The organism is Streptomyces griseoaurantiacus, from assembly GCF_036189845.1.
GTDB lineage: Bacteria > Actinomycetota > Actinomycetes > Streptomycetales > Streptomycetaceae > Streptomyces > Streptomyces griseoaurantiacus.
This window is the reverse complement of sequence record NZ_CP108326.1, coordinates 118708-142497: the sequence shown is the minus strand read 5'-3', so window position 1 is coordinate 142497 and position 23790 is coordinate 118708. Positions and strand designations below refer to the sequence as shown.

The window sequence follows — 23790 nt, the reverse complement described above, 5'->3', positions numbered from 1 at the left end:
GCTTCCGACCGCCCCTTCGCCTCACGCACGGAGCGGGATGCTTAACGGCGCGTGCAGTTGGAAACGATTATCACGAACTGATCATCGCCGGGGGGACCACCGGGGGAACGCCGCGGTGATCTACCCGAGGCCGACACGGGGAGGTACCACGTGAAGGACGCGCCCTTGTATCTGAGGCCGCGGGTCGACCCACCGCTCGCCTCACTGCTCGGGAACGCGCCGTTGCTGCACTCCCTGGCCGACGCGCTGGGATCGCCGCTCAATGTGCTCCTCCCGGAGGCGGTCGCCGCGAACACGGAACGCTTCCGCTCCGTCCTGCGCCGCCACCACCTGGCGGGCAAGGTGTACTTCGCCCACAAGGCGAATCGTTCCAGCGCCCTGGTGCGCAGACTCGCGGCCTGTGACCCGGCCGCCGTAGGCATCGACGTGGCCTCCCTGGAGGAACTGCGCCACGCACTGGCCTCCGGCTTCACCGGGGACCGGGTGATGGCCACCGGGCCGAAGGACCCCGAGTTCCTGTGGCTGGCCGCCCGCGTGGGCGCGACGGTCAACCTCGACTCGCCCGGGGAACTCGACGAACTCGCCGCTCTCGTACGGAAGTACGGACTGGCCAGGACCGACGTCCTCGTGCGGCTCTCCGGCTTCGAGTCCGACCCCGGCCCCGGTGCCGGCACGCGACTGCTGGCACGCCGCAGCCGGTTCGGCACCCGGGTCGCCGAGGCGGAGAAGCTCTGGACGGCCCTGGAACGGCACGCCGACAGCGTCCGTCTCGTCGGCCTCGCCCACCACCTGGACACCACCGGCCTGGAGGAGAAGGCCCGGGCCCTGGAACGCTGCGTCCTGCTCATGGACGAGTGCCGGGCACGGGGTCTCGCGCCGCGCGCGGTGGACATCGGGGGCGGCTTCGGAGCCGCCTACGTCGAGGACGCGGGGGAGTGGGAACGCTGGACGACCGCGCTGAGCGAGGCCGTCCTCGGCATCCGCCCGCCACTGACCTGGCGCGGCCACGCCTACGGCCTGCGCAACGAGGCGGGCACGGTACGCGGCACCGCCGCCCTCTACCCCGCCCACCGGCCCACGGCGGGACCCGGCTACCTCGACGCGCTGCTCTCCCGTCCGGCGCCCGTCCTCGGCCGGGCGCCCGCCACCCTGCTCCTGGAACACCTCGACGACCTGTACCTCGAACCCGGCCGCGCCCTCGTCGACCAGTGCGGGCTCTCGCTGGCGCGCGTGGTGGAGGTGCGGCCGCTGGGCGAGGCACCCGACCGGTACCTGGTGCGGCTCGCCATGAACGCCGGGGACGTGAGCATGGAGGAGCACGGGGTCCTGGCCGACCCCGTGCTGCTGCCCCGCGGCGAGCCCGCACCCGTGTCCGGCGCCGCGGACGGCGGGCCGGCGGAGACGGAAGGACCGGTCGGGGTCCATCTCGTCGGCAACCTCTGCCTGGAGGCCGACCTCATCACCCGCCGCCTGGTGTTCCTGCCCCGCCTGCCCCGGCCGGGGGATCTGCTGGCCTTCGTCAACACCGCCGGATACCTGATGGACTTCCACGCCCACCACGCGCAACGCCAGCCGTCCGCGCGCACGGTGGCGGTCACCGAGGAGGACGGAACCTGGCGCTGGTGCCCGGACGAGAACTACTGGCCGCTCACACATCCGCAGGGAGTGCCGTCTTGAGGTACGACAGCATCACCGAAGCCATCGGCAACACACCGCTCGTCCGCATCGACCCGGCGGTGCACGGCCTGCGCCACATCGACCTCTACGCCAAACTGGAGATGCTGAACCCCTTCGGCTCCGTCAAGGACCGGCCCGCCTGGCACATGGCCCGCCCGCACCTCGAGGAGGCGGCCGGGGGCGGTGCGACCGTCGTCGAACTCTCCAGCGGCAACACGGCCAAGGCACTCGCCCTGCTCGCCGGAATGCACGGCCTGAAGTTCAAGAGCGTGACCAACCGGATGCGTGTCCCCGAGATCAAGGAACTGCTCCTGCTGCTGGGCGCCGAGATCGAGGAACTGCCCGGCCGCAGCGAGTGTCTCGACCCCACCGACACCGACGACCCGCTCACCCGTTTCCACCAGGCGCTCTCCGAGCCCGACAGCACCTACCTGCACACCGACCAGTACTTCAACCCGCGCAACGTCGAGGCGCACGCGGCCGGAACCGGGCCCGAGATCCTCAAGGACCTCGACGGGCGGGCACCGGACTGGTTCGTGGCCTGCGTCGGCACCGCGGGCTCCTCCACGGGCATCGCCCGCGTCCTGCGCGAACACGACGCCGGAGTACGGGTGCTCGGACTGGTCGCCGACAAGTCCGACTTCATCCCCGGCATCCGCACCCTCGACGAGGTGCACCAGGTCGGCCTGTTCGACCCCGCCACCTACGACATCCTCGCCCCCGTCACCTCCCAGCAGGCCATCGACGGGATGCTCACCCTGATCCGCCGCTGCGGACTGCTCTCCGGACCCACCGGAGGCGCCGCCTACCACGGAGCCGTGCGCCAACTCGCCGCCGTGGACGCCGAACTGGACGGCACCGGCCGCCGCCAGAGCGCCGTCTTCATCGTCTGCGACCGCGCCGAGAGCTATCTGAGCTATGTGCGCGCACGCCGACCGGAACTCCTGGGCAGGACACGGCGCGGCCCCTCCCCGGCCTCCCTCGGCGAGGACGAGATCGAGGCGGAGGCCCGCACGGTCGACGTCGAGGGCGCACGGCGCTGGATCGCGGAAGGCGAACCCCCGCCCCTCGTCGTGGACCTGCGCGGCCCGCACGCCTACCGTGCCCTGCACATCGAGGGCTCGGTCAACCTCGTCGACGAACTCTTCGAGGAGCTGGTGCGCGGCGGAATGCCGTTCAGCAAACGCACACCGGTACTGCTCGCCTGCCCGGTGGGGGAGAGGTCACGGCGCTACGCCGCGCTGCTGTCCCGCATGGGGCACCCCGACGTCCGGTCCCTGGCGGGCGGCATCGTGGCCTGGCGGGACGCCGGCGCCCCCCTGGTGAGGGAGTGAGCGTGGCCTCGGCACAGACACCCGGCGAGGCCCGGGCCTGGCAGGCGGAACTGAGGGCGCAGTTCCCCATCGTCACCGCACACCCGGACCTGGCCTACCTGGACAGCGCGGCCACCTCGCAGAAACCGCGGGCCGTCCTGGAGGCCGTGGAGACCTACCTCACCACGTCCAACGCCAACGCGGGCCGGGGCACCTACCCCTGGGCCAACCGCACCACGGAACTGGTGGAACGCACCCGCGCCCGGGTCAAGGAGTTCCTCGGCGACACCCGGTCACCGCACTCCACCGTCCACTTCACCAGCGGCACCACCGAGGGCCTGCGCATGATCGCCCGCGACTGGCTCGTGCCCCGGCTCCGGGACGGCGACGAGATCCTCGTCCCCTTCGCCGACCACCGCGCCAACCTCGACCCCTGGCTCGAGGCCGCACGGCTGTCGGCCGAGCGCGGCGCCGAGGTGCGGGTACGGGCGCTGCCCCGCCAGGAGCCCTCCGGCGACTACGACCACCGCGCCCTGGCCGCACTCGTCGGCCCCCGCACCCGGTTCCTCGCGGCGACCCACGTCCACCACGTCTTCGGCGGCGACATGAACGTGCACCGTCTGCGCGCCGCCGTCGGTCCCGGGGTGCCGATCTGCCTGGACGCCGCGCAGAGCGTGGGCCACCTCCCCGTCCGGGTCGACGCCCCCGACCTCGACGTGGACTTCCTCGTCTTCTCCGGGCACAAGGCGATGGCCCTGCCCGGCACCGGGGCGGTGTGGGCGCGCAACACCAGGGGCCCCGCGCTGCGGCCCGAGGGCTGGCAGGGCACCCCGAACACCGTGGGCATCGTCTCCCTCCTGGCGGCACTGGACTGGCTCCAGGAGGCGGGCCCCGCACGCATCGCCCGCCATGTCGGCCGGCTGACCACTCGTCTGACCGACCGACTGGGACGCCTGGCGCCGTACGAGATCCTCGGCTGCCCCGCGAGCCTCACCGCCGACAGCCGGCTCCCTCCGGCCCAGCGGCGGCACGGCATCGTCACCTTCCGGCACCGTGACATCCCCGCCGACGACCTCGGCTTCATCCTGTACGGCCACGGCTTCATGGTCCGCGCCGACACCCTGTGCCAGGCCGGCGCCGAGAAGGACGGCGGGTCCGTGCGGGTCAGCCTGCACGTCCACAACACGGAGGAGGAGGTCGACCGGCTGCTTGCGGTGCTGGACTCACTCGGCTGAGGAGCGGGGCGACGGAACCGCCGAACGCACTTGATAACCGTTTCCACCTGTAGATTGAATGCCGACCGACAGGCGAGGAACGGACGAGGTGGCGGCCGGATGGGCGTGAGCATGGGAACGGCCAGGACATGGGTGGAGCGTTGGGAACGGCAGCAGCAGCGCTACGCGGTGGACCGCGAGGAGCGGTTCACGGTGATCGCCGACGTCACCGAGCACCTCTGCGCCGGCCGCGGCCGGCCGCTCCTGCTCGACCTCGGCTGCGGCCCGGGGTCCCTGTCCGCCCGGCTCGCCCGCCGCCTGCCCGACGCGGAGATCGTCGCCGTCGACAGGGACCCCGTCCTGCTCGAACTGGGCCGTACCCACCACTGCGAGGCCGCCCGGTACGTGGACGCGGTGATCGGCGAGGACGGCTGGACGCACGCGCTGGGACTGGACCGGGGTGTGGACGTCGCCGTCTCCACGACCGCGCTGCACTACCTCCCCGCCCCCGCCCTCCTCCGCACCTACCGGGGCCTCGCCGCCCTGCTCCGCCCCGGCGGCGCGCTGGTCAACGGCGACCACTTCCCCCCGGACGAGCCTCCCTGCGCCGAGTTGACCGCCCACGTGGGCCGCCGCCGGGCCGAGCGCACCGGCGCACCCGGGCACGCGGAGGAGGACTGGGAGTCCTGGTGGCGGGCGGTCGCCGCCGACCCCGAACTGGCCGATCTGTACGAGCGGCGCGCGCCTGCCGGCGCGTCCCCGGGTGACGGGAATCAGCACCTCTCCGTGCCGGGGCACACCCGCCTGCTCCACCGCGCCGGATTCCGCCATGTCACCCCGGTGTGGCAGGCGGGGGACAGCCGGGTGCTGGTCGCCCTGAAGGAGTGAGGCCGGCGGTCGCCCGGCATCCGGCCGCGCGTGCCGTTGACGGCCGTGCCGCCTGCGCCTACCTTGCCCTCACCCCGCGCCGCTCGGCCGCCCGCCGAACGGCTCCGGGGCAGAGGGGGCGAGGCGATGAGGGCAGTGCTCCAGGAGCGGTTCGGACCGCCGGACCTCCTGCGGCTGGGGGAGATCGACCGGCCTCGGCCCGGCCCCGGCGAGGTGCTGGTCCGCGTGCACTGCGCCGCGGTCAACCCCTACGACTGGCACATGATGCGCGGAGACCCGTACGCAGCACGCCTCTTGGGCGGGATGGGCCTGCGCCGTCCGAAGCACCGGGTGGCCGGCATCGACGCCGCCGGAGTGGTGGAGGCGGTCGGTGCCGGTGTGGACGCGCTCCGGCCCGGCACTCCCGTGCTGGGCTTCTGCCGGGGCGCGTTCGCCGAGTACGCGTGCGCCCCGGTGGAGTGGCTGGTGCCCAAGCCCGAGCGCCTGTCCTTCGCGGAGGCCGCGGCCGTCCCCATGGGGGCGGTGACCGCGCTGCGCGGCATCCGGACGGTGGGCCGAGTACGGGCCGGACACCGCGTGCTGGTCAACGGGGCGGGCGGCGGCGTGGGGACCTTCGCCGTGCAGATCGCGGCCGGGCTGGACGCGGAGGTCACCGGGGTGTGCGGTGCCGGCAGCGTGGACCTGGTGCGCGCACTGGGCGCGCGCCACGTCCTCGACCACGCCCACGAGGACTTCACCCAGGGCACCACCCGCTACGACGTGATCCTGGACAACGTGGGCAACTACTCGCCGGTGCGGTTGCGCCGGGTCCTCGCCCCGAGCGGAACCCTGGTGGCCAACGGGGGCGGCTCGCCCGGCCGGGTGTTCGGAGCGATCGGGTCCATGCTGAAGGTCGCCGCGGTCGCCGCCGCCGGCCGGCGGCGGATGCGCCCGATCGTTCCCGCCACCCCGGACGGCCCGGTCCACGAGGACCTGCTCGCCGTGACCGCGCTCATCGAGGCGGGCCGGCTCGCCCCCGTGGTCGGGCGGACCCGCACCCTGGCCGACACGGCCGCGGCCGTGCGCCACGTGGAGGAGGGCCACTCGCGCGGCAAGACCGTGCTCACCGTGCGCTGACGCGACACGCCACGCCGCGCCTCAGACCACCGGGCCTCGGCCGAGTCCGGTCAGTATCTCGAACGCGGTGTCCGCCAGGGAGGGGACCGGTGAGGGTTCGGGAGCCTCCGCCTTCGCGGCCGGTTCCCCGGGGCCGGGCGAGGAGAGGGTGACCGCCGGCACCACCGGGCCTCGTGGAACGCCCGCGAGGAAGTGCAGCGGGCCGTCGGTGACCTGCACCAGGGTGACCGGCAGACCGTCCTTCGGTCCCATGGAGATCTCGTACGAAGGGGTGACGATCCGCAGACGCAGGCCGAGGCGCACGGAGGCGATCCACGGCGTCAGGTCGCCCGCCAGGTTCGCGTAGTTCCCCCGGGTCCGGATGTCCGCGGCGAGCCGCGCCGTGGACGTGCCGGCGTCGACCGCGCGGATGCGCTCGGCGTACCGTTCGGGGTGCTCGGTCAGCTCGGCGGCGGTCTCCGCACGCATCTTCTTGAGGACGTCGCCGAGTCCGTCGGACTCCGTCAGGCCCAGCCGGCCGCGCACATGCGGACCCGCCACCTCCAGGACGGCACGGAAGAAGCAGTCGCCGTCCCCGGGCACGTCCCGGGGCGTCTCGCCGGTGCTGTCCAGCCGCCCCCACTGGTAGGAGGTGAGCAGCCGCTGCCCGCCCCCGTACCTGCCGACGGGACGGCGCGAGTCGTACGTGGTGACCGGCGGAGCCGGCGCGGGTACGGAAGTCCCCGCGGTCCTCGCGGGGGCCTTCGCGCCGTCCCTGCTCGTACCGGTGCTCCCGTGCTCCGGCGGTGCCTCGGTGGTGCGGAAGAGGATGTCACCGGTGACGAACCGGGTGCCGCCCGGCCCGCGCACCTCCAGCACGGCCACGGCCCGCACCCGGTGACCCTCCATGCCCTCGCCCTTGTCGTTCTCCATCGGCGTGCCGAAGCGCAGCAGTTCGCGGCGCTGACTGGAGGCGGTGGCGCTCTGGCCGAAGGAGGCCCGTTCGCCGCCCAGCGGTCCCGACACCCCGCCGCGCAGGCCGGAACCGCCGGAGTACTCGAAGGTCGCGCTGGTCGTCAGGACCGTGTCCGCCTGGGTCTGGAACCCGTCCGCCGACAACTCGATCCGGTCGATCGCCGTGTCCTTGGTCGTCACCTCCGCGCGGGGCGCGTGGAGCCGCACCGACACGGAGGTGCGGGCGCCGCCCGGGTTGCCCAGGTACGGGGCGGTCGCCGCGGGATCGAGGAGCGCCAGCCTGCCCTCGGCCGCGAGCGTGGTCAGCCGGATGAACATGCCCTCGGCCGACCTCGAGGTGCGCGGGTCGAGGTCCTGCCGCAGGGACGGGTCCACCGCCCGCAGCGCCTCGCCCAGCCGGTCGACGCCCGCGAAGTCGTACACCTGGAAGGGCCGGGACGGCACCCAGGGGGGCCCGTTCAGCACCTCCCGCAGGCCCTCCGGCAGATCCATCTCCAGAACCGCGTCGCCCGGGTCGGCCGGCGGCGGCGCGATGCGCGGGTCCGAGAGGAACAGGCCCGGCCCCGCGGTGAGCGCGGGGCTCTCGCCCGTCGTTTCGGAGGAGTTGAACCGCAGGACCACCTCGGCCGGCTCGACGCCCGTGCGTCCGGGCGCCCACGGCAGGCCGGACAGGGCGTGCGCGGACGGGTCGACGACCCCGGCCGCCTGGGCGAGGGAGGTGAGGCCGTCGCCGAGCCCGGCGATCAGCCGGCCGATCAGCGCGTCGTCGAGCGGCCAGGACCGCACCGTCACCACGTACTCGTACGGCACGCGGAACTCGGCCGTGTTGCCGAACGTCCGCTGCCAGGAGCGCAGTTCACGGCTGGAGAGCTGGGCGTCCTGCCAGGTGGTGCGACGGGCCGCACCCACGGTCGGCCGGAACCGGTGGCTGCCGTGCCGCCCGGCCGGGGAGAACGTCAGCTCGTGGCTGTTGCCCGTGCTGCGCGCGATGCGGGTGGCGCCGGGAACGTCGAGGGCCGTGCCGGCGCCCCGCGAATGCCCGAACACGTTGTCCAGGCCGGAGGAACGGGTGACGAGCTTGCCGCGCAGCTCGGTCAGCCGGGCACCCCGGGCGGGCCGGGCGACCAGGGCCACCTCCACCAGCCGCGGCCCCAGCCAGGAACGGTGCACGAAATGGAAGGCGGTGTGCCCGCGCGGCCCCGCGTTGACCAGCGCGCGCAGTCCCAGGGACGTGCCGTGCTCGTTGATCCGCGAGAGCACGCCGGGCAGGTGACCGGCGTGTCCCGGCACGGTCGTGCCCGGCGCCTCACGCTCCACCAGGCGGCGCACCCGCTCGGTGAACGCCTTGCGGCCGCCCCCCGGATGGACGTCGCTGGCCGCCCCGAAGCCGAGCACGCCGCCACTGGAGACGTACGGGGACGGCAGCAGCCGGTCGGGACGGTTGGCGCCGAGCGGTGAGCGCCCCGCGCGCAGGGCCAGCGCGGCCAGTTCCGGATGGTTCTGCAGGTCGTTGTCGACCAGCAGGAACTCCAGCGTCCCCTCGGGCTCGACGACCTTCGTGGCACTCAGCCCCGGACTCGGGTCGAAGCTCCCCGAGACGGCGTTGCGGCGGCCGCGCGTCGCGGTGACGACGAGATGCGCCTTCGCGGTGAACCGGTAGACCGGGGTGGTGTCCTCCACCGTGACCCGGAAGACCCCGGTGACGTCGTTGGAGGTGACGGTGCGCCCGCTGCCCCGACGGTAGGCGTAGCTCCCCGAGGGAGTGAAGGCGCTGCCCGCCGGACCGTACCGGCCGGCCGAGGTGAAGGCGACCTGGTGGGAGGAGTTCACGCCAAGGGTGAAGGCCGAGGCGTCTACGGACTGCAGCCACCGCTCGGCGTCCATCGGCTCGCCCTCGGGCAGCAGCTCCACGTCCGTGAGGTAGCCCTCGACCTCGACGAGGTAGTCAGTGCCGGTCACCAGCCCCGGCGTGCCGGCGCTCTCGACCACGTACGAGTCGCGGAAGACGCGCAGCGCGTTGCCCGCCATGTGCTGCGGCGAGAAGGCCGTGTCGAACACCTCGCGCCCCGAGGACTCCTCCCGCATCGCCGGCTCGCCGAAGGCGGTCCGCCAGGCCCAGCGGGCCGCCCCCGTCGCCTGCCCGCCCAGCCAGGAGCCGGCACCGGAGACCAGGTCCCACAGCAGACCGTGACGGGGCGGGGCGGTGTCGGGGGGCGTGGTGGTGCCGGCGGCGGGCGGGTCGGGGTCCGCGGGAGTGCCGTCGGCGGGAGCGGTGTCCCCTTCGTGGTCCCGCGCGTCCACCTCGTCCTGGTCCTGGGCCTCCAGATCGATGTCCTCGGGGAAGGCGCCCGGCAACGGTTCGCGGGCGCGCAGTGCCCGCTCCTCCTGCCGGGCCGCCTCCTCGTCGAGCCGGTCGAGCAGTGCGGGAACGACCTCGCGCAGCTCCGCGCTGCCCGGCGCCCGTTCGAGGAGGGCCGTCTCCGGCAGCCGCAGCACGCCGTCGTGGTACGTGTGGCCGGGGCCCGGCCCGGCCAGCCTCCGGGTGTCGGACTCCCGCACGTCCCGCACGACGGCCGGCTTCGGCCGCGGCCCGGTGTGCGGCGTCGTGGACGTGCGGTCCGTCGGCACGGCGAGCCGGACCGTGCCGCTCTCCGGGGCGGGAGCGAGCCCCTCGGCATGACTGTCGCTGATCGTCATGGTGTGGGTCACGGGCACCGAGAAGACCTGCGTGCCGTTGGCGGTGGGGCTGAGCATGTAGTACTCGTGGCCCGTCCCCGCACTCGACCCGGCGGCCGTCGAACGGGCCCGGCTGTACGTGTACCGCGCGCCCAGCTCCTGCAGCGCCCGGTCGCCGTCCGCGCCGAAGGGGTTGGTCACGAAGGCGCCGCCGCCGGCGCTCCAGCCGAAGGGCGTCCGCTGGAACTGCTCGTCACCCGCGAGCGTGGAGCCGACGTAGTTCAGCGTCTGCACGTTCGGCAGGGTGCGCTCGTGGACCACCCCGTCGTTGTCGGAACGCCGCCCCTCCTCCACGGAGCCGGTGGCCGCGGTGCCTGCGGTGCCTGCGGTGGCTGCGGGGTGGGTGTAGCGGCGCGCCGTGCGCAGACGCACCGTGGCCCGGCGCGTACCGCCCGGTGTCGGCAGCTCGAAGGTGATCGCGTCACCGCCCTCGATCATCTCGTCCAGGGCGCCGCGCAGGGCGAGCCGGGACCGCATCCGGTCCAGTTTGCGCTTGTTGTTGAGGCGCTGGACGCGCAGCGACTCCTCCGTGGCGGAGTCCCACAGACGCGGCTGCGGCCGGTCCGAGGGCAGATAGCCGTTGTCGCGCAGCCACGTCTCCGCCTGGTCGAACAGCGGCTCGGTGCCGGTGACCCGCAACGGGGTCGTCGATACGCCGAGCTGCGTCAGGTGCAGCACCTCACGCGGAAGGTAGCGGGTCTCCTCGGGCGCCCTGCCGAGGGTGTGTTCCGAGGGAACCCGCATGTGCAGCGGGTACGTCGCGCCGTTCCCGAGCCGGGAACCCGCGGCGGGGCCCACCGGCGCGCTGTCGGGGCGGACGAGAGTGACGCGCAGCGCCAGATCCGGGCGGACGGGCAGCAGCGGGTCCCCCGTGCGCAGCGAGTGCGCGAGGCGCGCGCTACCCGCCGAGGCCAGGGTGTGGGCGAACTGGTGCGAGGCGCCCACCTGCCCGCTCACCGAACCACCCAGCGGCTCCGCACCCGTCACGGGATCGGGCTCGCCCGAGGACAGACCGAACTGCAACGGCAGCGTGATCCCGAGGGAGTTGGTGATCTGCGAAGCCCCCTGCATACGCAGCGAACGCAGGACGTAGGACTCCAGCACGGACGACGCGCTCGCCGGACCCGTGACCGTCGTGCCGCCGCTCAGGGTGGTGGAGAACCGCAGATAGCCGAGCGCGGCCCCCGACGCCGAGTACAGCGTCGGCGAGGCCACCGAACCGTCCCAGGACTGAGGCAGGTTGCTGCGCTGGTTGCCCTCCTTCATGAACTCGAACAATTCGTCCACGGACCGCTCCGACAGTTCCCCGAGAACGGGGAAGGCCTCCAGCAGATCGCCGAACATCCCGTCGTGGTGCACGAGCGACTCCGGCCCGAACAGAGGGAGTTCGTCGAGCAGACGGTCCAGCGGGGCCGGACGGGACTTCGCGTCGTCCACCTCCTTCGCACCCTCCGGGGAGGACACCGGTGCCACAGGTGCCTGCGCCAGATAGGTGGGGAACCACACGGTGAGCGGAGTGCGGGCTCCCGGTACCACTGCCGCCCCGGCCGCCCCGGCCGTGCCCGCCGGTGCCGGCGGCGCGGGGGTCTCACCGGCGTCCTGCCACTCCGGCTGCCCGATGCCGGCGAGGACGTCCCGCGAGGAACCGGTGTTGCGGCGCACCTGCCATGTCATGGCGAAGTCGAAGGGCAGCGAACGGCCCTTGCTGCGCCACAGGACCATCGGCTGCACGGTGCGCCCGGCCGTCGTCGTGGTGCTGAGCTGGTTCCAGGTCATGTCGATCTGCGGGGCGAAGGTGATGCTGCTCAGCGCGCCGTGCTTCATTGCCCACGGCCGGCTGAAACCGAGGCTCAGCGCGCGCAGGTCACCGGCGCCGGACGTGTCGCCGTCCTCGTGGATGCCGAAGGCCCACCGCTGGATGCCCACAGGCGGCCCGTCCGGCATGGGCCGCATCTGCTCGGGCGCGGGCCCGAGGAAGGAGAGCCGGAGCCGCAGCGAGACCGCGTAACGCTGCCCGCGCAGGGTGACGTTCAGGGGAAGACCGGCGTCACTGAACAGGCGCGGCCACTCAGCGGTGAGCAACCGCGCACTCAGCGTGCCGCGCACGGCCTCGCGGAAGGCGGCATCCTCCGCGGCGCCCGCTTCGGCGGTCTCCATGGCCCGCTCCTGGAGCCACTCCACGACGTGGTCCGGGACGGGCGTGATGTTGGTGAGCGCCTGCGCCCCGTCACGACGGGTTCCGAACGTGGTGACGACTTCGCCGGGGTCGGGGTCGGGGTCGTCGTCCTTCGGAGTGAGTTCGGGGGTGGGGTCGGGAGGGAGCGCGGGCTGGGGGAGGGGCGATACCTGATCGCTCCGTGCCGGATCGGTGACGGCCGCCGTGAGCGGTGCCGCCACCCCGGTCGTGACGGAAACCGCCGGCTGCTCCTCGGCCGGCGGTGTGACCACGATGGTGGGCAGTTCGTCGAGGGGCGGTGTGACCACGATGGTGGGCAGTTCGTCGAGGGGCGGCGTGACGGTCACGACAGGCACCAGGGGCGCGTCGGCCGGAGCGACCTCGGTCCCGGCCTCGGCCTCCACCTCCGTCTCAGATTCGGCCTCGGCCTCAGCCTCCGTCTCGACCGGGCCGGAGCCGATGAACCGCTGGAAGTCGTTGAAGGCCTCGTACATCTCGTTGGACCGCCGGGTCGCGGTGACGGGATTGGTGACCAGCGCGAGGGGACGGGCCCCGTACACGGTGCGAAGGAGCTCGTGGATCTCGGCAGGCTCGTGTGCGCGCACGGCTTCCGTGCCGTTGTTGCGCGCCTGCCTGGTGAAGGGGTCGGGCCCCTTGTTGGTGCCGAGGTAGGCGTTGGTGAGCTGGGAGAAGTACTCGGCGGGACTGCGCGAGGAGTAGTTCTCGGCCTCCGTGCCGTTGTGGAGCATCCGCGGTCCGTCGGGCCACTGGACGGCCGGGCCCTGCTTCAGCTTCGCCGCGTGGAGGGAGTCGAGCAGGGCCCGTTGGCCGTCGTCGAGGCCCCACTGGTGGACCAGGTGGGCGAGTTCGTGCGTCACGGCCGAATAGCCGTCGGGGAAGTGGCCGTGCTCGTCCGTCGCGGTGACCTCGCCGACGAGGTTCTCCTCGGGTACGGCGACGATCCGCCGCACGGGGTCGGTGAGCGCGCGCAGCGTGTTCGCGGTACGGGTGCCGGCGTCCGTGTGTTCGGGGATGTCGGTGAGGTGTGCGAATTCCGGAAGGTCGGTGACGCGGGTGTCGCGGGGCACGACGACCACCTGGGCGCCGCTGCGCAGGACGTTCTCGGCGATGCCGGGGTCGCGGAGCATGCGGTTGAGGATGCGGCCGACCTCCGTGCGGGACGTGGCGGGCTGCTCCACACCGTCCGGGACGAGCACACGTGTTCGGGTGAACTCGGCGGTCGCGGGCAGTATGTCCGGCTCGACGACAGGGTCGGTGGCGTCGTGCGCGGCAGGCCGGCCGCCACCGTCGGAGGCCCGCGACGTATCGGTGGGGTTGTCGGCCTGCCGGCCGTCCTCCGCGTCCGGGAGGTCCGTCGTCGTCGGCCCGCCACTCATGGGTGGCGCGGCGTACACGCCCACCACCGGGGCCGACTGCGGCAGGGGTGTGCCGGTCATGGGCAGGGGAGTACCGGAGGTGTCCCCCGGGTCCGGGGTTCCCTTCGTGCGGTCGGTCCCCGGTCCTCCGGTGTGCGTGACGGCTTCGTCGTCGCCGAAGAGGCCGTCGGTGTCGGTGAGGCTGTCGCTGGCGCTGTTTCCCGGGTCATCGGGGTTTCCGTCGAAGATGCTGTCGAGGTCGGTCTCGGCATCGCTGTCGTCGAAGAGGCTGTCGGCGTGTTGTCCGTTGCCGTTGGTGCCCGGGGAGGTTCCGGGTGGGATCGTGCCGAGGTGGCCGGGGTCCAGGTGTCCGGCGCCGGGCCGGGGACCGTTGAGTTCGAGGTCGTCGAGGTCGACGCCGGGGACCTCGGTGGTGATCCCGTTGCCGTCGGGTCCCGTCTGCGAGGAGCCGGAACCCGGACGGTTCTGTCCTCCGCCGGGTGCGGAGGACGTCGTGCTCGGGGGCACGGTGAGGGAGGACCCGGGCCCCGGGGAGGGGGCGCCGTTGCCTCCGCCCGGGCTGTCGGAGGAGCCGGAGGACGAGGAGGATCTGTCGTTGTCCTGGGAGCCCAAGATGTCGTCGGGGCCGACGGTGTTGACGCTCGGTGGCTGCCTGAAGTTGAACTTGCCGCCCAGCCATGAGGCGCCCTGGCCCAGGTGGCGCTCGCTGACCGAGCTGAGACCGCCGCCGAGGAAGGTCGTCAGGCCCTCGGTGGGGAAGTGGAAGATGGCCGCCGTGGCCAGCTCACCCAGCGCCTCCGCGCCGCCCTCGGTGAGGAAGTGCCCGGCGTCCTCGCCCAGTTCGTGCTTGAACCGGTCGATCGGGCTCAGTTTGACCGGCGTGAAGGACGGGGGCGGCACGGAAGTGAGGTCCGGGTGCGGGTTCGGCTTCGGTTCCGGACCCGGGTGGGGATCGGCGTGCGGGTGGGGAGTCGGATTCGGCGTGTAGTTGTTGTGCGAACCGTCGATCTTGATGTCGAACTTGTTGTTGCTTCCGGGAACGTCCTTGAACAGACCACTGTTCGAGAGGTTCTTGAAGTTCTTCTTGAGACCTTTGAGGATGTCGTTGAGGAATCCGTAGAAGAGTCCCGTGAACGCGCCGAAGACACCGTCCTGGACGATCTGATTCCAGTCGAAACCGTCCGGGCGCCGCCCGGGAGGCGCGCCCTTCATCATGGCCAGACGCACGGCGAAGGTCTGGAACGCCTCCTCGAACATCTCCGAGACCGCCGGCACGGCATGGGTGCGCTTGTTCAGCTCGTGCATCACCGTCAGGATGGCGACCGTGCTGCGCGCCCTGGCCACCGCTGCCTGGCTGGAGGCGGTGCCGCCGGTGAACGCCGACAGCACCGCGATGACCATGAGCTCGATCAGCAGCCGGACCAGTTCGGCGATGATCTGCCACTTGGCCTCCATGATGTCCATGCCGGACTTGACACGTGACCGCTCCAGGTCGTCGAGCTGCTTGGCGAACGCCTTGAGGTGGTTGACACCGCCGTCGTCGAGGAACATGTGCATCGCGCGCACGTAATTGTTCCCCACCCGCGGGGGCAGTGACCGGCCCACGCCCCCGGCGACCGCCCCGATCAGGTCCGACAGTTCCCGCATGCGCCGGGCCAGCCGCCCGTAGGGCTTGCCGTTGGCGTCGGCCTTGTCCTCGTCCCCCTGCAGCATCCGCTCACCGATCAGCACGAACAACAGATTGTTCAGCTTCTCGGAAACATGAATGCTCATCGGGTGAATTCCCGTCGCTCACCGACAACGCGGAACCGCTTCCTCCTCGCACACCCGGCGTCGCCGCCATTGCGGCGGATTCCTGGGGTGGGCGGGCGCGAGCCTAATGCGACGTCAGGCGGGGCGGACAGTGCGGAAGACGCGCTCCGTGGCGAATGCGCGATTTGCCGCCGGTGATTTCATGGGGGAGAAACGTGGCAGTTACAATGAAACGTGAATGCCACAATCCTGTCGTGTGCGGGACCGGTCGGCGCACGACGCGGTCCGGCAGGGATCCGAGCCTTCTGCCGGCGGCGGCCGTAATGCGGTTGCCCCGGCCACGGAACAGGTGTGCACTGGGCCCGGCGTCACGAGCCGTGGTGCCGCGACTGCGAGAGGGCGGCGGCGCCGATGAGGATCCGTTCCACGACCGAGGAGGACCTCGACGTCTTCGTCGACACGGTCCACGCCGCCTTCGGGCGCCACCCGGAGACCCCGGTCGACGGGGGAGGGCTCTGGTGGTCGGCGCTCGAGATGGACCGTGGCGTGCTCGCCCTGACGGCCGACGGGCGCCCCGTCGGCACCGCCGCCGCGTATTCCTTCGAGCTCACCCTCCCCGGCGAGATCCTCGCGCCGGTCGCGGGGGTGTCCGCCGTCGGCGTCCTGCCCTCGCACCGCCGCCGGGGCGTGCTCAGCGGGATGATGCGCCACCAACTCGCGGAGTTCCGGGAGCGCGGGGAATTCCTCGCCGTGCTGCTGGCCTCCGAGGCCACGATCTACGGCCGGTACGGCTACGGACCCGCCACCAGCACGGCGCGGCTGACGGTGCCGCGCCGTGGGGCCGCCCTCGCCGCCCCGCGGGCACGCGACGCGGCCGGCTCCCCGAGGGCCGGCGGGGAGGACGGACCGAACGACGGACCGAACCACGGAGTCGACGACGGACCGGTCGAGGTGCTGCCGCGCGAGGAGTGCGGCGATCTGCTGGAGGAGATCTACGACCGCTACCGCCGTGCCCAGCCGGGCGCACTGTCCCGGCCCCACCGTTGGTGGGCGCGCCGTGCGGGGCGGCCCCCGCTCTCTCCCGCGCCCCGCTACCTCGCACTCCACCGGGACGGCGCCGGCGTCCCGGACGGTTACGCCAGTTACTCCGTCGGCGAGGACCGGACCCTCACGGTCGACGAGACGATCGCCGGCGACGACGCCGCCCACACCGCGCTGACCCGATTCCTGCTCGGACACGACCTGGTCGACAGGATCGTGTTCAAGCACCTCCCGACCGATCACCCGCTCCGCTGGCAGCTCGCGGACTTCCGTGCCGGGCAGGTGAGCGAGGACACCGACTGGCTCTGGGTGCGCCTGCTCGACGTCCCGCGTGCGCTCACCGCCCGCGGCTGGTTCACGGACGGCGCCCTCGTCCTCGACGTCACCGACCCGTTCCTCGGCGAGCGCGGCCGCCATCTGCTGACCGTGAGGGACGGCAGGGCCGACTGCGTCCCCACGGACCGCGCCCCGGACCTCTCCCTGGACGTCCGCGACCTGGGCTCGCTCTACCTCGGCGGCACCGCCCCCGGCACGCTCGTGCGGGCCGGACACGTCCGCGCCCACCACGCGGACGCGGCCGCCCTCGCCGACGCACTCTTCCGGCCCGAGCGCCGCCCCCACTGCCTGCACTGGTTCTGACCGGCCGCCGCCCCCACCGCCCGCACGGGCGGTGGCCCGGACCGGAAGCGGTTCTCAGCCCTCCGCGACCGCCGGTTCGAGCAGGGACAGCGTCCTGTTGTCCGCGTCCACCCGCGCGCGCACACCGAGGGGCAGCGGCAGGTTGGGCGAGGTGTGGCCGAAGTCGACCTGGGCCAGGACCGGGAGGTCGCGGTCGCCCAGGACGTCGAGCACCACATCGCGCAGGTCCGCGCGCTGCCCGCCGCTCTCGTGGGCCGTGACCTCCATCGGGATGCCGACCACCATGCCCGCGATCCGGTCCAGCACACCGGACAGCCGCAGGGTGTGCAGGTCGTTCCAGATCCGGGAGACCGGCCGCTGCAGTTCCTCCCAGAACAGCACGGCGCCGTCGAACAGTTCGGGGGCGGGCGCGAACGGAGTCGCCTGCAGCAGGACGAGACGGTTCAGCAGCCCGCCGAAGAGGCGGCCCTCCGCGCTGCCCGGCCGCCAGGTCTCCCAGACCTCCCCCGGCGGCAGCGCGCCCGGCGCCTCTGCCTTGGTGAGGACGCGGGTGTACAGGTCGACGAGTTCGGCCCGCCGGGCCTTGTCGCCCAGGGTGTACCAGTCGCTGCCGAAGCCGTGGGTGGCGATGTCCGCGTGGAACCCGACGAGACCGGTCCTGGAGTGCAGGGCCATGTGCAGCAGCGAGATGTCGCTGTAGCCGATGATCGGCTTGGGGTCGGCCCGGATCGCGTCCACGTCGATCAGGTCGAGGTAGCCGATCGTGGCCTGCCCGCCCGTGTGCGCGACGACGGCCCGCACCTCCGGGTCACGGAGCAGGGCGTTGAGCTCCTCGGCCTGTTCCGCCGGCGTGCCCGCCGCCCACCAGCGGCTGCGCGCGGGATCGACCCTCGGGCTCACCCGTACCCGGAACCCCATCCGCTCGAGTATCGCCACGCCCCGGGCGAGCAGTGGCTCCTCGCCCGGTTCGAGCTGGCCCGAGGGTGCGGCGACGACCACGAGGTCGCCGGGACGAAGCGCGCGGGGCCGAAGGATCGCGGGCATGGAATCTCCTCCTGGATGATCGGTAAAGGCGGCCGGCAAGGCCTCCGCCGACGATATTCCGCCACACGGGTCTCCCGAACCGCCCCGACGGCTCGCACCGGTCTCGTGTCACACCCGGACCGCCTCCCCGGTCATCACTGTGTACGGGGTGGGAGCGCGGGAGAATGGTGCCGCGCCCCCGTCACGTCCGCACACCACACCGAGCATGTCCACATGTGCCACACGGCTGAGGGAGAATACGTCATGAGGATCGCAGTTCTCGGAGGGACCGGTCTGATCGGCTCGCGGGTCGTCCGGGACCTCGACGCCGCCGGACACCAGGCGGTGCCGCACTCGCTGTCCACCGGAGTGGACGTCCTGAGCGGCCAGGGGCTCGACGAGGCCCTCGACGGGGCCGACGTCGTCGTCAACCTGACCAATTCACCGACCTTCGACGAGGCCTCCCCGGCCTTCTTCCGCACCTCCATGGACAACCTGCTGGCCGCCGCGGACAAGGGCGGCGTCGGTCACGCCGTCATCCTCTCCATCGTCGGGGTCGACCGGGTTCCGGCGCTGGACTACTACCGCGCCAAGGTGCTGCAGGAGGACATCCTCAAGGCCGGCCCGATCCCCTACTCGATCGTCAGGGCCACGCAGTTCATGGAGTTCATGGACGCCGTCCTGTCCTGGACCGCCGACGCGGACACCGTCCGGCTGCCCGCCACGCCGATCCAGCCGATCGCCGCCGAGGACGTGGCCGCGGCGGTCGCGGAGGTGGCCGCGGGCGCCCCGCTGAACGGCGTGCGCAACATCGGCGGCCCCGAGATCCTCCCCCTCGACGAGCTGGGCCGCCTCACCCTCTCCCACCGGGGCGATTCCCGCACCGTGGTCACCGACCCCACCGCCGGCATGTTCGCGGCCGTCGAGGGAGACGTCCTCACCGACGCCGACGCCCACCTCGCCCCCACCCGCTACGCCGACTGGCTGGCCTGACCGGTCTCACCGCGGGACGGGATCCGCTCCCGTCCCGAGGGTGTCCTCGCCCCGGGTGCCGTACCAGTCCAGGATCATGACGGTGGCGTCGTCGTGGAGCTTCCCCCGGCATGCCTCCAGCACCGCGCCGGTCAGGACGCGCACGGCCTCCCGGGGATGCAGGGCGCGGGTGTCGTGGATCAGCGCGGGCAGGTCGACGGCCGCGGCACCGCGGTCCTGCATGCCGTCGGTGAGCAGGACCAGCCGGTCCCCGGGCAGCAGGCTCAGTTCCTGCACCCGGTAGGGGGTGGGGGCCACCACCCCGAACGGCAGGTTCACGGCGAGCCGGAGTTCCTCGACGACGCCCTCCCGCACCCGCAGGGGCCAGGGGTGACCGGCGTTGACCAGCTCGCAGGTGCCGGACTTCAGGTCGAAGCAGAGCAGTTGCCCGGTGGCCAGGCCCCGGGCGTGTCTCAGGAGGGCCTGATGGGCCTCCGACGCCTGTCTGAGCGTGTCGCACCCGTCGCGGCGGGCCCGGCGCAGGGCACCGACCAGCAGCGTCGCGAGGAGCGCGGAGTCGGTGTCGTGCCCCATCGCGTCGGTGATCGACAGGTGCAGCGTGTCGCGGTCGAGGGAGTAGTCGTAGGTGTCGCCGCCGATGTCGTCGGCGGGCACGAGCCCCGCGGCGAGGGCGAACTGGGTGGCTTCGCAGCAGGAGGCCGAGGGGAGGAGCTGGTGCTGGATCTCGGCCGCCAGACTGGTCCGGGTGGTGCGCCGGCCCAGGTGGTAGAGGTCGGTGAAGCGGCGGTCCGTGACGATGATGTACGCCAGCACGTGCGCCGCCTCGCCGATCTGCTCCAGCGTGAGGTCGTCGGCGTGCTGCAGGGTCATCTCAAGAACCCCGAGGCAGTCGCCCCGGTTGGTGACCGGTGTGATCACGTGCCGCCCGCCCTGGGCGCTCGGCCCCACGTACTGCCGCTGGCTGCGCAGGACCTCGTCGTAGACGGTGCCCCGCAGTGCGAAGGGCGCGGCCCGGCCGGTGTCCTCCTCGTCCCCGGCCGGTGTCAGCCGCACCAGTTGCTGGCCGACGAGATCGGCGAACAGGAAGGACACCCGCTCCGCCCCGAACCTCTTCTGCAGATCACGTGCCACCACGTCGACGGACTCTCCCGGCGGCGCGGCCTCCGCAGCGGTGAGAAGCTCACCCAGCTCGACATCGGCGTTCTCCACGACAACCTCCCAACGGTTGCCGTTTCTCCTTCCCCGGCTTCTTCGGAGGTCACCTGGCGCGGTCGGTTGCGATCGTTCTTGGTCGAGCCTGACGTGTTCTGCACCGAGTGATACGGACAGCCCCCGAAGCCCGCTCACCCGTCGTCGCGAGACCCGAAGGAATGAATGCCGTCCGGACTCCGTCCGCCGTCCCGGACGCTCCCGCACACTTCCAGAGGGGTGCCCGCACCCGTGCGGGCGCGGAGGGGGGAGGGGGAGGGGATGGCGCAGCGCCGTGTTCCCTTCGGAGAGAGGGCCCGTTACTGGTTCGACAGCACACTCGCACGAGGCACCTCCGCCCTCTTCGGCTGGATGGCACTGCTGTGCCTGGGGATCGTCGTACCGGCCAGCGCGGTGCTGGTGTGGACCGACCCGCACGCACCGGCCTCCCTGCCCGACCGGCTGGCCCGGGTGTGGCGGCTGACCGGTCAGACCCTGCGACTGGGCGACGCGACGGGCACCCCCCTGCGGATGGCGATGTCGCTGCTCCTCGCACTCGTCGCCCTGCTGTACGTCTCCACGCTCGTCGGACTGATCACGACGGCGCTCACGGAACGGCTCACCGCGCTGCGGCGGGGCCGCTCCACCGTGCTCGAACACGGGCATGCCGTCGTCCTCGGCTGGTCGGAGCAGGTCTTCACCGTGGTCGGCGAACTCGTGGCCGCCAACGCCAACCAGCCCCGTGCGGCGGTGGCCGTCCTGGCCGACCGGGACAAGACGGCCATGGAGGAGGCATTCGCCGCGAAGGTCGGCCCCCTCGGCCGTACGCGGTTGATCTGCCGCAGTGGGCCCACCACCGACCCCGACGTGCTCGCCCTGGCCGGTCCGGCCACGGCCGGTGTCGTGCTGGTACTGCCCCACGACGATCCCGACGCCGACGCCGAGGTGGTCAAGACGCTGCTCGCGCTCAGGAGGGCTCTGGCAGGAGCGGAGCGCCGCCCGCCCGTGGTCGCCGCGGTCCGGGACGACCGCTACCGGCTGGCCGCCTCCCTCGCCGCCGGACCGGACGGCGTCGTCCTGGAGAGCGACACCGTCACCGCGCGGATGATCGTCCAGGCCGCCCGCCGCCCCGGACTCTCCCTCGTGCACCAGGAACTCCTCGACTTCGCCGGCGAGGAGTTCTACCTGGTCGCCGAAGCCTCCCTGGCAGGGCGCCCGTTCGGGGACGCGCTGCTGTCCTACCGGACGTCGAGCGTCGTCGGGGTGGTGCGGGGAGACGTTCCCCTGCTCAATCCGCCGACGCGGATGCCCCTGGCGCCGGAGGATCTGCTCGTCGTCCTCACCCGTGACGACGACACGGCCCACCCGGAGGACTGCGCGGCACTGGTGGAGGAGGCGGCCATGGCCTCCGGCCCGCCGACGCCCGCACGTGCGGAACGCCACCTCGTACTGGGCTGGAACCGCCGGGCGCCGCTCATAGTCGACCAGTTGCACCGGTGCGGTCCGCCCGGATCGACCGTCGACGTGATGGCGGACACCGCCGGGAGCGCGGCGCGTCAGACGATCGGCGCCGACGCGCACGAGGAGGCCCGCTCCGTCCCGGCCCTGCACCAGGGAGACATCACGCGTCCCGAGACCCTGCACCGGCTGGACGTCCACTCCTACGACAGCGTGATCGTGCTCGGGCAGGACCCCGTCCCCGGGCAGCCGCCGGACGACCCCGACAACCGCACGCTCGTCACCCTCCTGCTGCTGCGCCGGCTGGAGGAGGCCACCGGGCGCCGACTGCCGATCGTCACCGAGCTGATCGACGACCGCAACCGCGCGCTGGTCCCCCTCGGTGACGGCGCCGACGTGATCATCAGCGGCAAGGTCATCGGCCTGCTCATGGCGCAGATCTCCCAGAACCGGCACCTGGCGGCGGTGTTCGAGCAGCTCCTCTCCGCCGACGGCCCGCGGGTGCGACTGCGGCCGGCCGGCGACTACGTGCTGCCCGGATGCGACACGACATTCGCCACCGTGGTCGCGGCGGCCCGCCGCCGCGGCGAGTGCGCCCTCGGCTACCGGACGCGCCGGGGCTCGTCACGAGCGCCCGGCAACGGCCTGCGCATCAACCCGGACAAGGCCGAGCGACGCCGCTGGACGGCCGACGACGAGGTGGTCGTCGTCGGCGAGGACTGACGCGCACCACCGAATCCTCGGCCGGCCGGCGGTTCGCCTCCGCCGCGTCCCGCCGTCCAGTTGCGGCCGCGTGGCCGGGTCGTCGTGCCGGTCCTCGGACGAAGGGTGCCCGGCGACGGCGCCGATGGACGAAGATGGAAGCGTTCATCGGAAGATCGATTCATCGGTACATCGGGCGCGAGTGGGTTGGGGTGGGAGCGTGACGGACGTGCGGGCCGGGCGGGCCGGCGAAGAGGATGCCGCGGTCTCCGACGTCCCGGTCGACGAGCACGGCGCGGCACAAGCCCCGGCGGGCCGGCGCCGGAGGTGGATCGGCCGGGTGCTGGTGCTGCTCACCGTGCTGACCCTGTTGTTCTTCCTGCCGTGGTGGGTGCTCCTCGCGTCCGGCACCGGGTGGCCGGTACCGGTCGTGGTCGGCGGCGCGGTCCTGTGCGGGGCCGCCGAAGCGGCGTTCCCGGTGGCGATGGTCCGGGGCCACGGGCGCCGGCAGTCCGACCGGGCGGCCCGGATGGCGGACACCACCCTCGGCGTGGTCTGGGTCCTGTTCGTGTGGTCGGCCCTCGGGGGTGCGGTGCGGCTGGTGTCGGCCGTCCTCGGGGCCGGGGGCCAGACGACCGCCAGGGGGGTTTCTCTCACGGTCGTGGTCGTCGCCGTAATCCTGTTGACGTGGGGTCACGTCGAGGCCATGCGGGTGCCCCGGGTCCGGCGGGTCGACGTCACGGTCCCCCGGCTGGGCCCGGGCCTGGACGGGACCCGCGTGGTCGTCCTCGCCGACACCCACTACGGGCCCATCGACCGGGCCCGCTGGTCGGCGCGGGTCGCCGACGTCGTCAACGCCCTGGAACCGGACATCGTCTGCCACGCGGGAGACATCGCCGACGGCACGATCGCCAGGCGCCGGGAGCAGGTCGCGCCGCTGGGCACCGTGCGGGCCCGGCTGGCCAGGGTGTACGTCACGGGCAACCACGAGTATCACGGGGAGGCACAGGGCTGGCTCGACCTGATGGCCGGCCTCGGCTGGGACGCGCTGCACAACCGGCACCTGATCGTCGAACGCGGCGGCGACCGGCTCGTCCTCGCGGGCGTGGACGACCGCACCGCCGCCTCCTCAGGACTGTCCGGGCACAGCGCCGACCACGACACCGCGCTCGCGGGCGCCGACCCCGACCTGCCGGTCCTGCTCGTCGCCCACCAGCCCAAGCAGGTGGCCCAGGCCGTGGCCTCGGGCGTCGACCTCCAGGTCTCCGGCCACACCCACGGCGGTCAGATGTGGCCCTTCCACTATCTGGTACGGCTCGACCAACCCGTGGTGCAGGGGCTCAGCCGCCACGGTGAGCGCACCCAGCTCTACACCAGCCGTGGAGCGGGCTACTGGGGGCCGCCGTTCCGGATCTTCGCACCGAGCGAGATCAGCCTCCTGGTGCTCCGCTCGCCCGTGTGAGGGCCGCACCGACTGTGAGCGGGGAGATCACCGCGACGCCCACTTCGACTTCGGCCCGCAC

At 72.8% G+C, this 23790-nt stretch carries 12 protein-coding genes; 9 read left to right on the top strand and 3 right to left on the bottom strand.

Annotation, left to right across the window (positions count from 1 at the left end):
* Positions 1-150: 150 nt before the first annotated feature.
* From OHB09_RS00635 to OHB09_RS00615, 5 genes are all read left to right on the top strand, one after another.
* On the top strand, positions 151-1677 hold the full coding sequence (locus OHB09_RS00635) for a Y4yA family PLP-dependent enzyme (RefSeq protein WP_191854292.1): 1527 nt from the start codon (positions 151-153) through the stop codon (positions 1675-1677).
* Entirely contained in the window at positions 1674-3011 is a 1338-nt protein-coding gene (locus tag OHB09_RS00630; protein ID WP_191892318.1) for a pyridoxal-phosphate dependent enzyme, read from the top strand. Before OHB09_RS00635 ends, OHB09_RS00630 begins: the two co-directional genes overlap by 4 nt.
* Before the next feature lie 2 nt (positions 3012-3013).
* Positions 3014-4225, top strand: coding sequence for an aminotransferase class V-fold PLP-dependent enzyme (locus tag OHB09_RS00625; RefSeq protein WP_006137269.1), 1212 nt, complete (start codon positions 3014-3016; stop codon positions 4223-4225).
* Positions 4226-4324: 99 nt separating this feature from the next.
* Positions 4325-5092, top strand: a complete 768-nt coding sequence (locus tag OHB09_RS00620) for a class I SAM-dependent methyltransferase (RefSeq protein ID WP_191854293.1) — start codon at positions 4325-4327, stop codon at positions 5090-5092.
* Between the two features lie 126 nt (positions 5093-5218).
* Positions 5219-6208 carry an NAD(P)-dependent alcohol dehydrogenase gene (locus OHB09_RS00615; protein ID WP_191854294.1) on the top strand — a complete coding sequence of 330 codons (990 nt, stop codon included), beginning with the start codon at positions 5219-5221 and terminating at the stop codon, positions 6206-6208.
* A 21-nt stretch (positions 6209-6229) separates the two neighbouring features.
* Here the strand turns inward: OHB09_RS00615 and OHB09_RS00610 are convergent, their stop codons facing one another.
* Positions 6230-15244: a hypothetical protein gene (locus OHB09_RS00610; RefSeq protein ID WP_328921418.1), complete on the bottom strand. Its 9015-nt coding sequence runs from the start codon at positions 15242-15244 to the stop codon at positions 6230-6232.
* A gap of 390 nt (positions 15245-15634) precedes the next feature.
* On the opposite strand from OHB09_RS00610, the gene OHB09_RS00605 reads away from it, so the two are divergent.
* Positions 15635-16903 carry a GNAT family N-acetyltransferase gene (locus OHB09_RS00605; RefSeq protein WP_328921417.1) on the top strand — a complete coding sequence of 423 codons (1269 nt, stop codon included), beginning with the start codon at positions 15635-15637 and terminating at the stop codon, positions 16901-16903.
* Positions 16904-16957: 54 nt separating this feature from the next.
* On the opposite strand, the gene OHB09_RS00600 is transcribed toward OHB09_RS00605, so the two are convergent.
* Positions 16958-17947, bottom strand: coding sequence for a S66 peptidase family protein (locus tag OHB09_RS00600; protein WP_006138623.1), 990 nt, complete (start codon positions 17945-17947; stop codon positions 16958-16960).
* 243 nt (positions 17948-18190) lie between these two features.
* On the opposite strand from OHB09_RS00600, the gene OHB09_RS00595 reads away from it, so the two are divergent.
* Complete coding sequence (locus OHB09_RS00595; protein WP_191854298.1) at positions 18191-18919, top strand: SDR family oxidoreductase; 729 nt, start codon at positions 18191-18193, stop codon at positions 18917-18919.
* Between the two features lie 6 nt (positions 18920-18925).
* Here OHB09_RS00595 and OHB09_RS00590 read toward each other — a convergent pair whose 3' ends face one another.
* Positions 18926-20128, bottom strand: a complete 1203-nt coding sequence (locus OHB09_RS00590; protein WP_328921416.1) for a PP2C family protein-serine/threonine phosphatase — start codon at positions 20126-20128, stop codon at positions 18926-18928.
* A gap of 261 nt (positions 20129-20389) precedes the next feature.
* On the opposite strand from OHB09_RS00590, the gene OHB09_RS00585 reads away from it, so the two are divergent.
* Both OHB09_RS00585 and OHB09_RS00580 read left to right on the top strand, forming a co-directional pair.
* Positions 20390-22288, top strand: coding sequence for a CASTOR/POLLUX-related putative ion channel (locus OHB09_RS00585; RefSeq protein WP_328730264.1), 1899 nt, complete (start codon positions 20390-20392; stop codon positions 22286-22288).
* Positions 22289-22598: 310 nt separating this feature from the next.
* The gene (locus OHB09_RS00580) at positions 22599-23729 is read left to right on the top strand and encodes a metallophosphoesterase (RefSeq protein ID WP_328730536.1); all 1131 of its coding nucleotides are present in this window, start codon (positions 22599-22601) and stop codon (positions 23727-23729) included.
* The last annotated feature ends 61 nt before the right edge of the window (positions 23730-23790 follow it).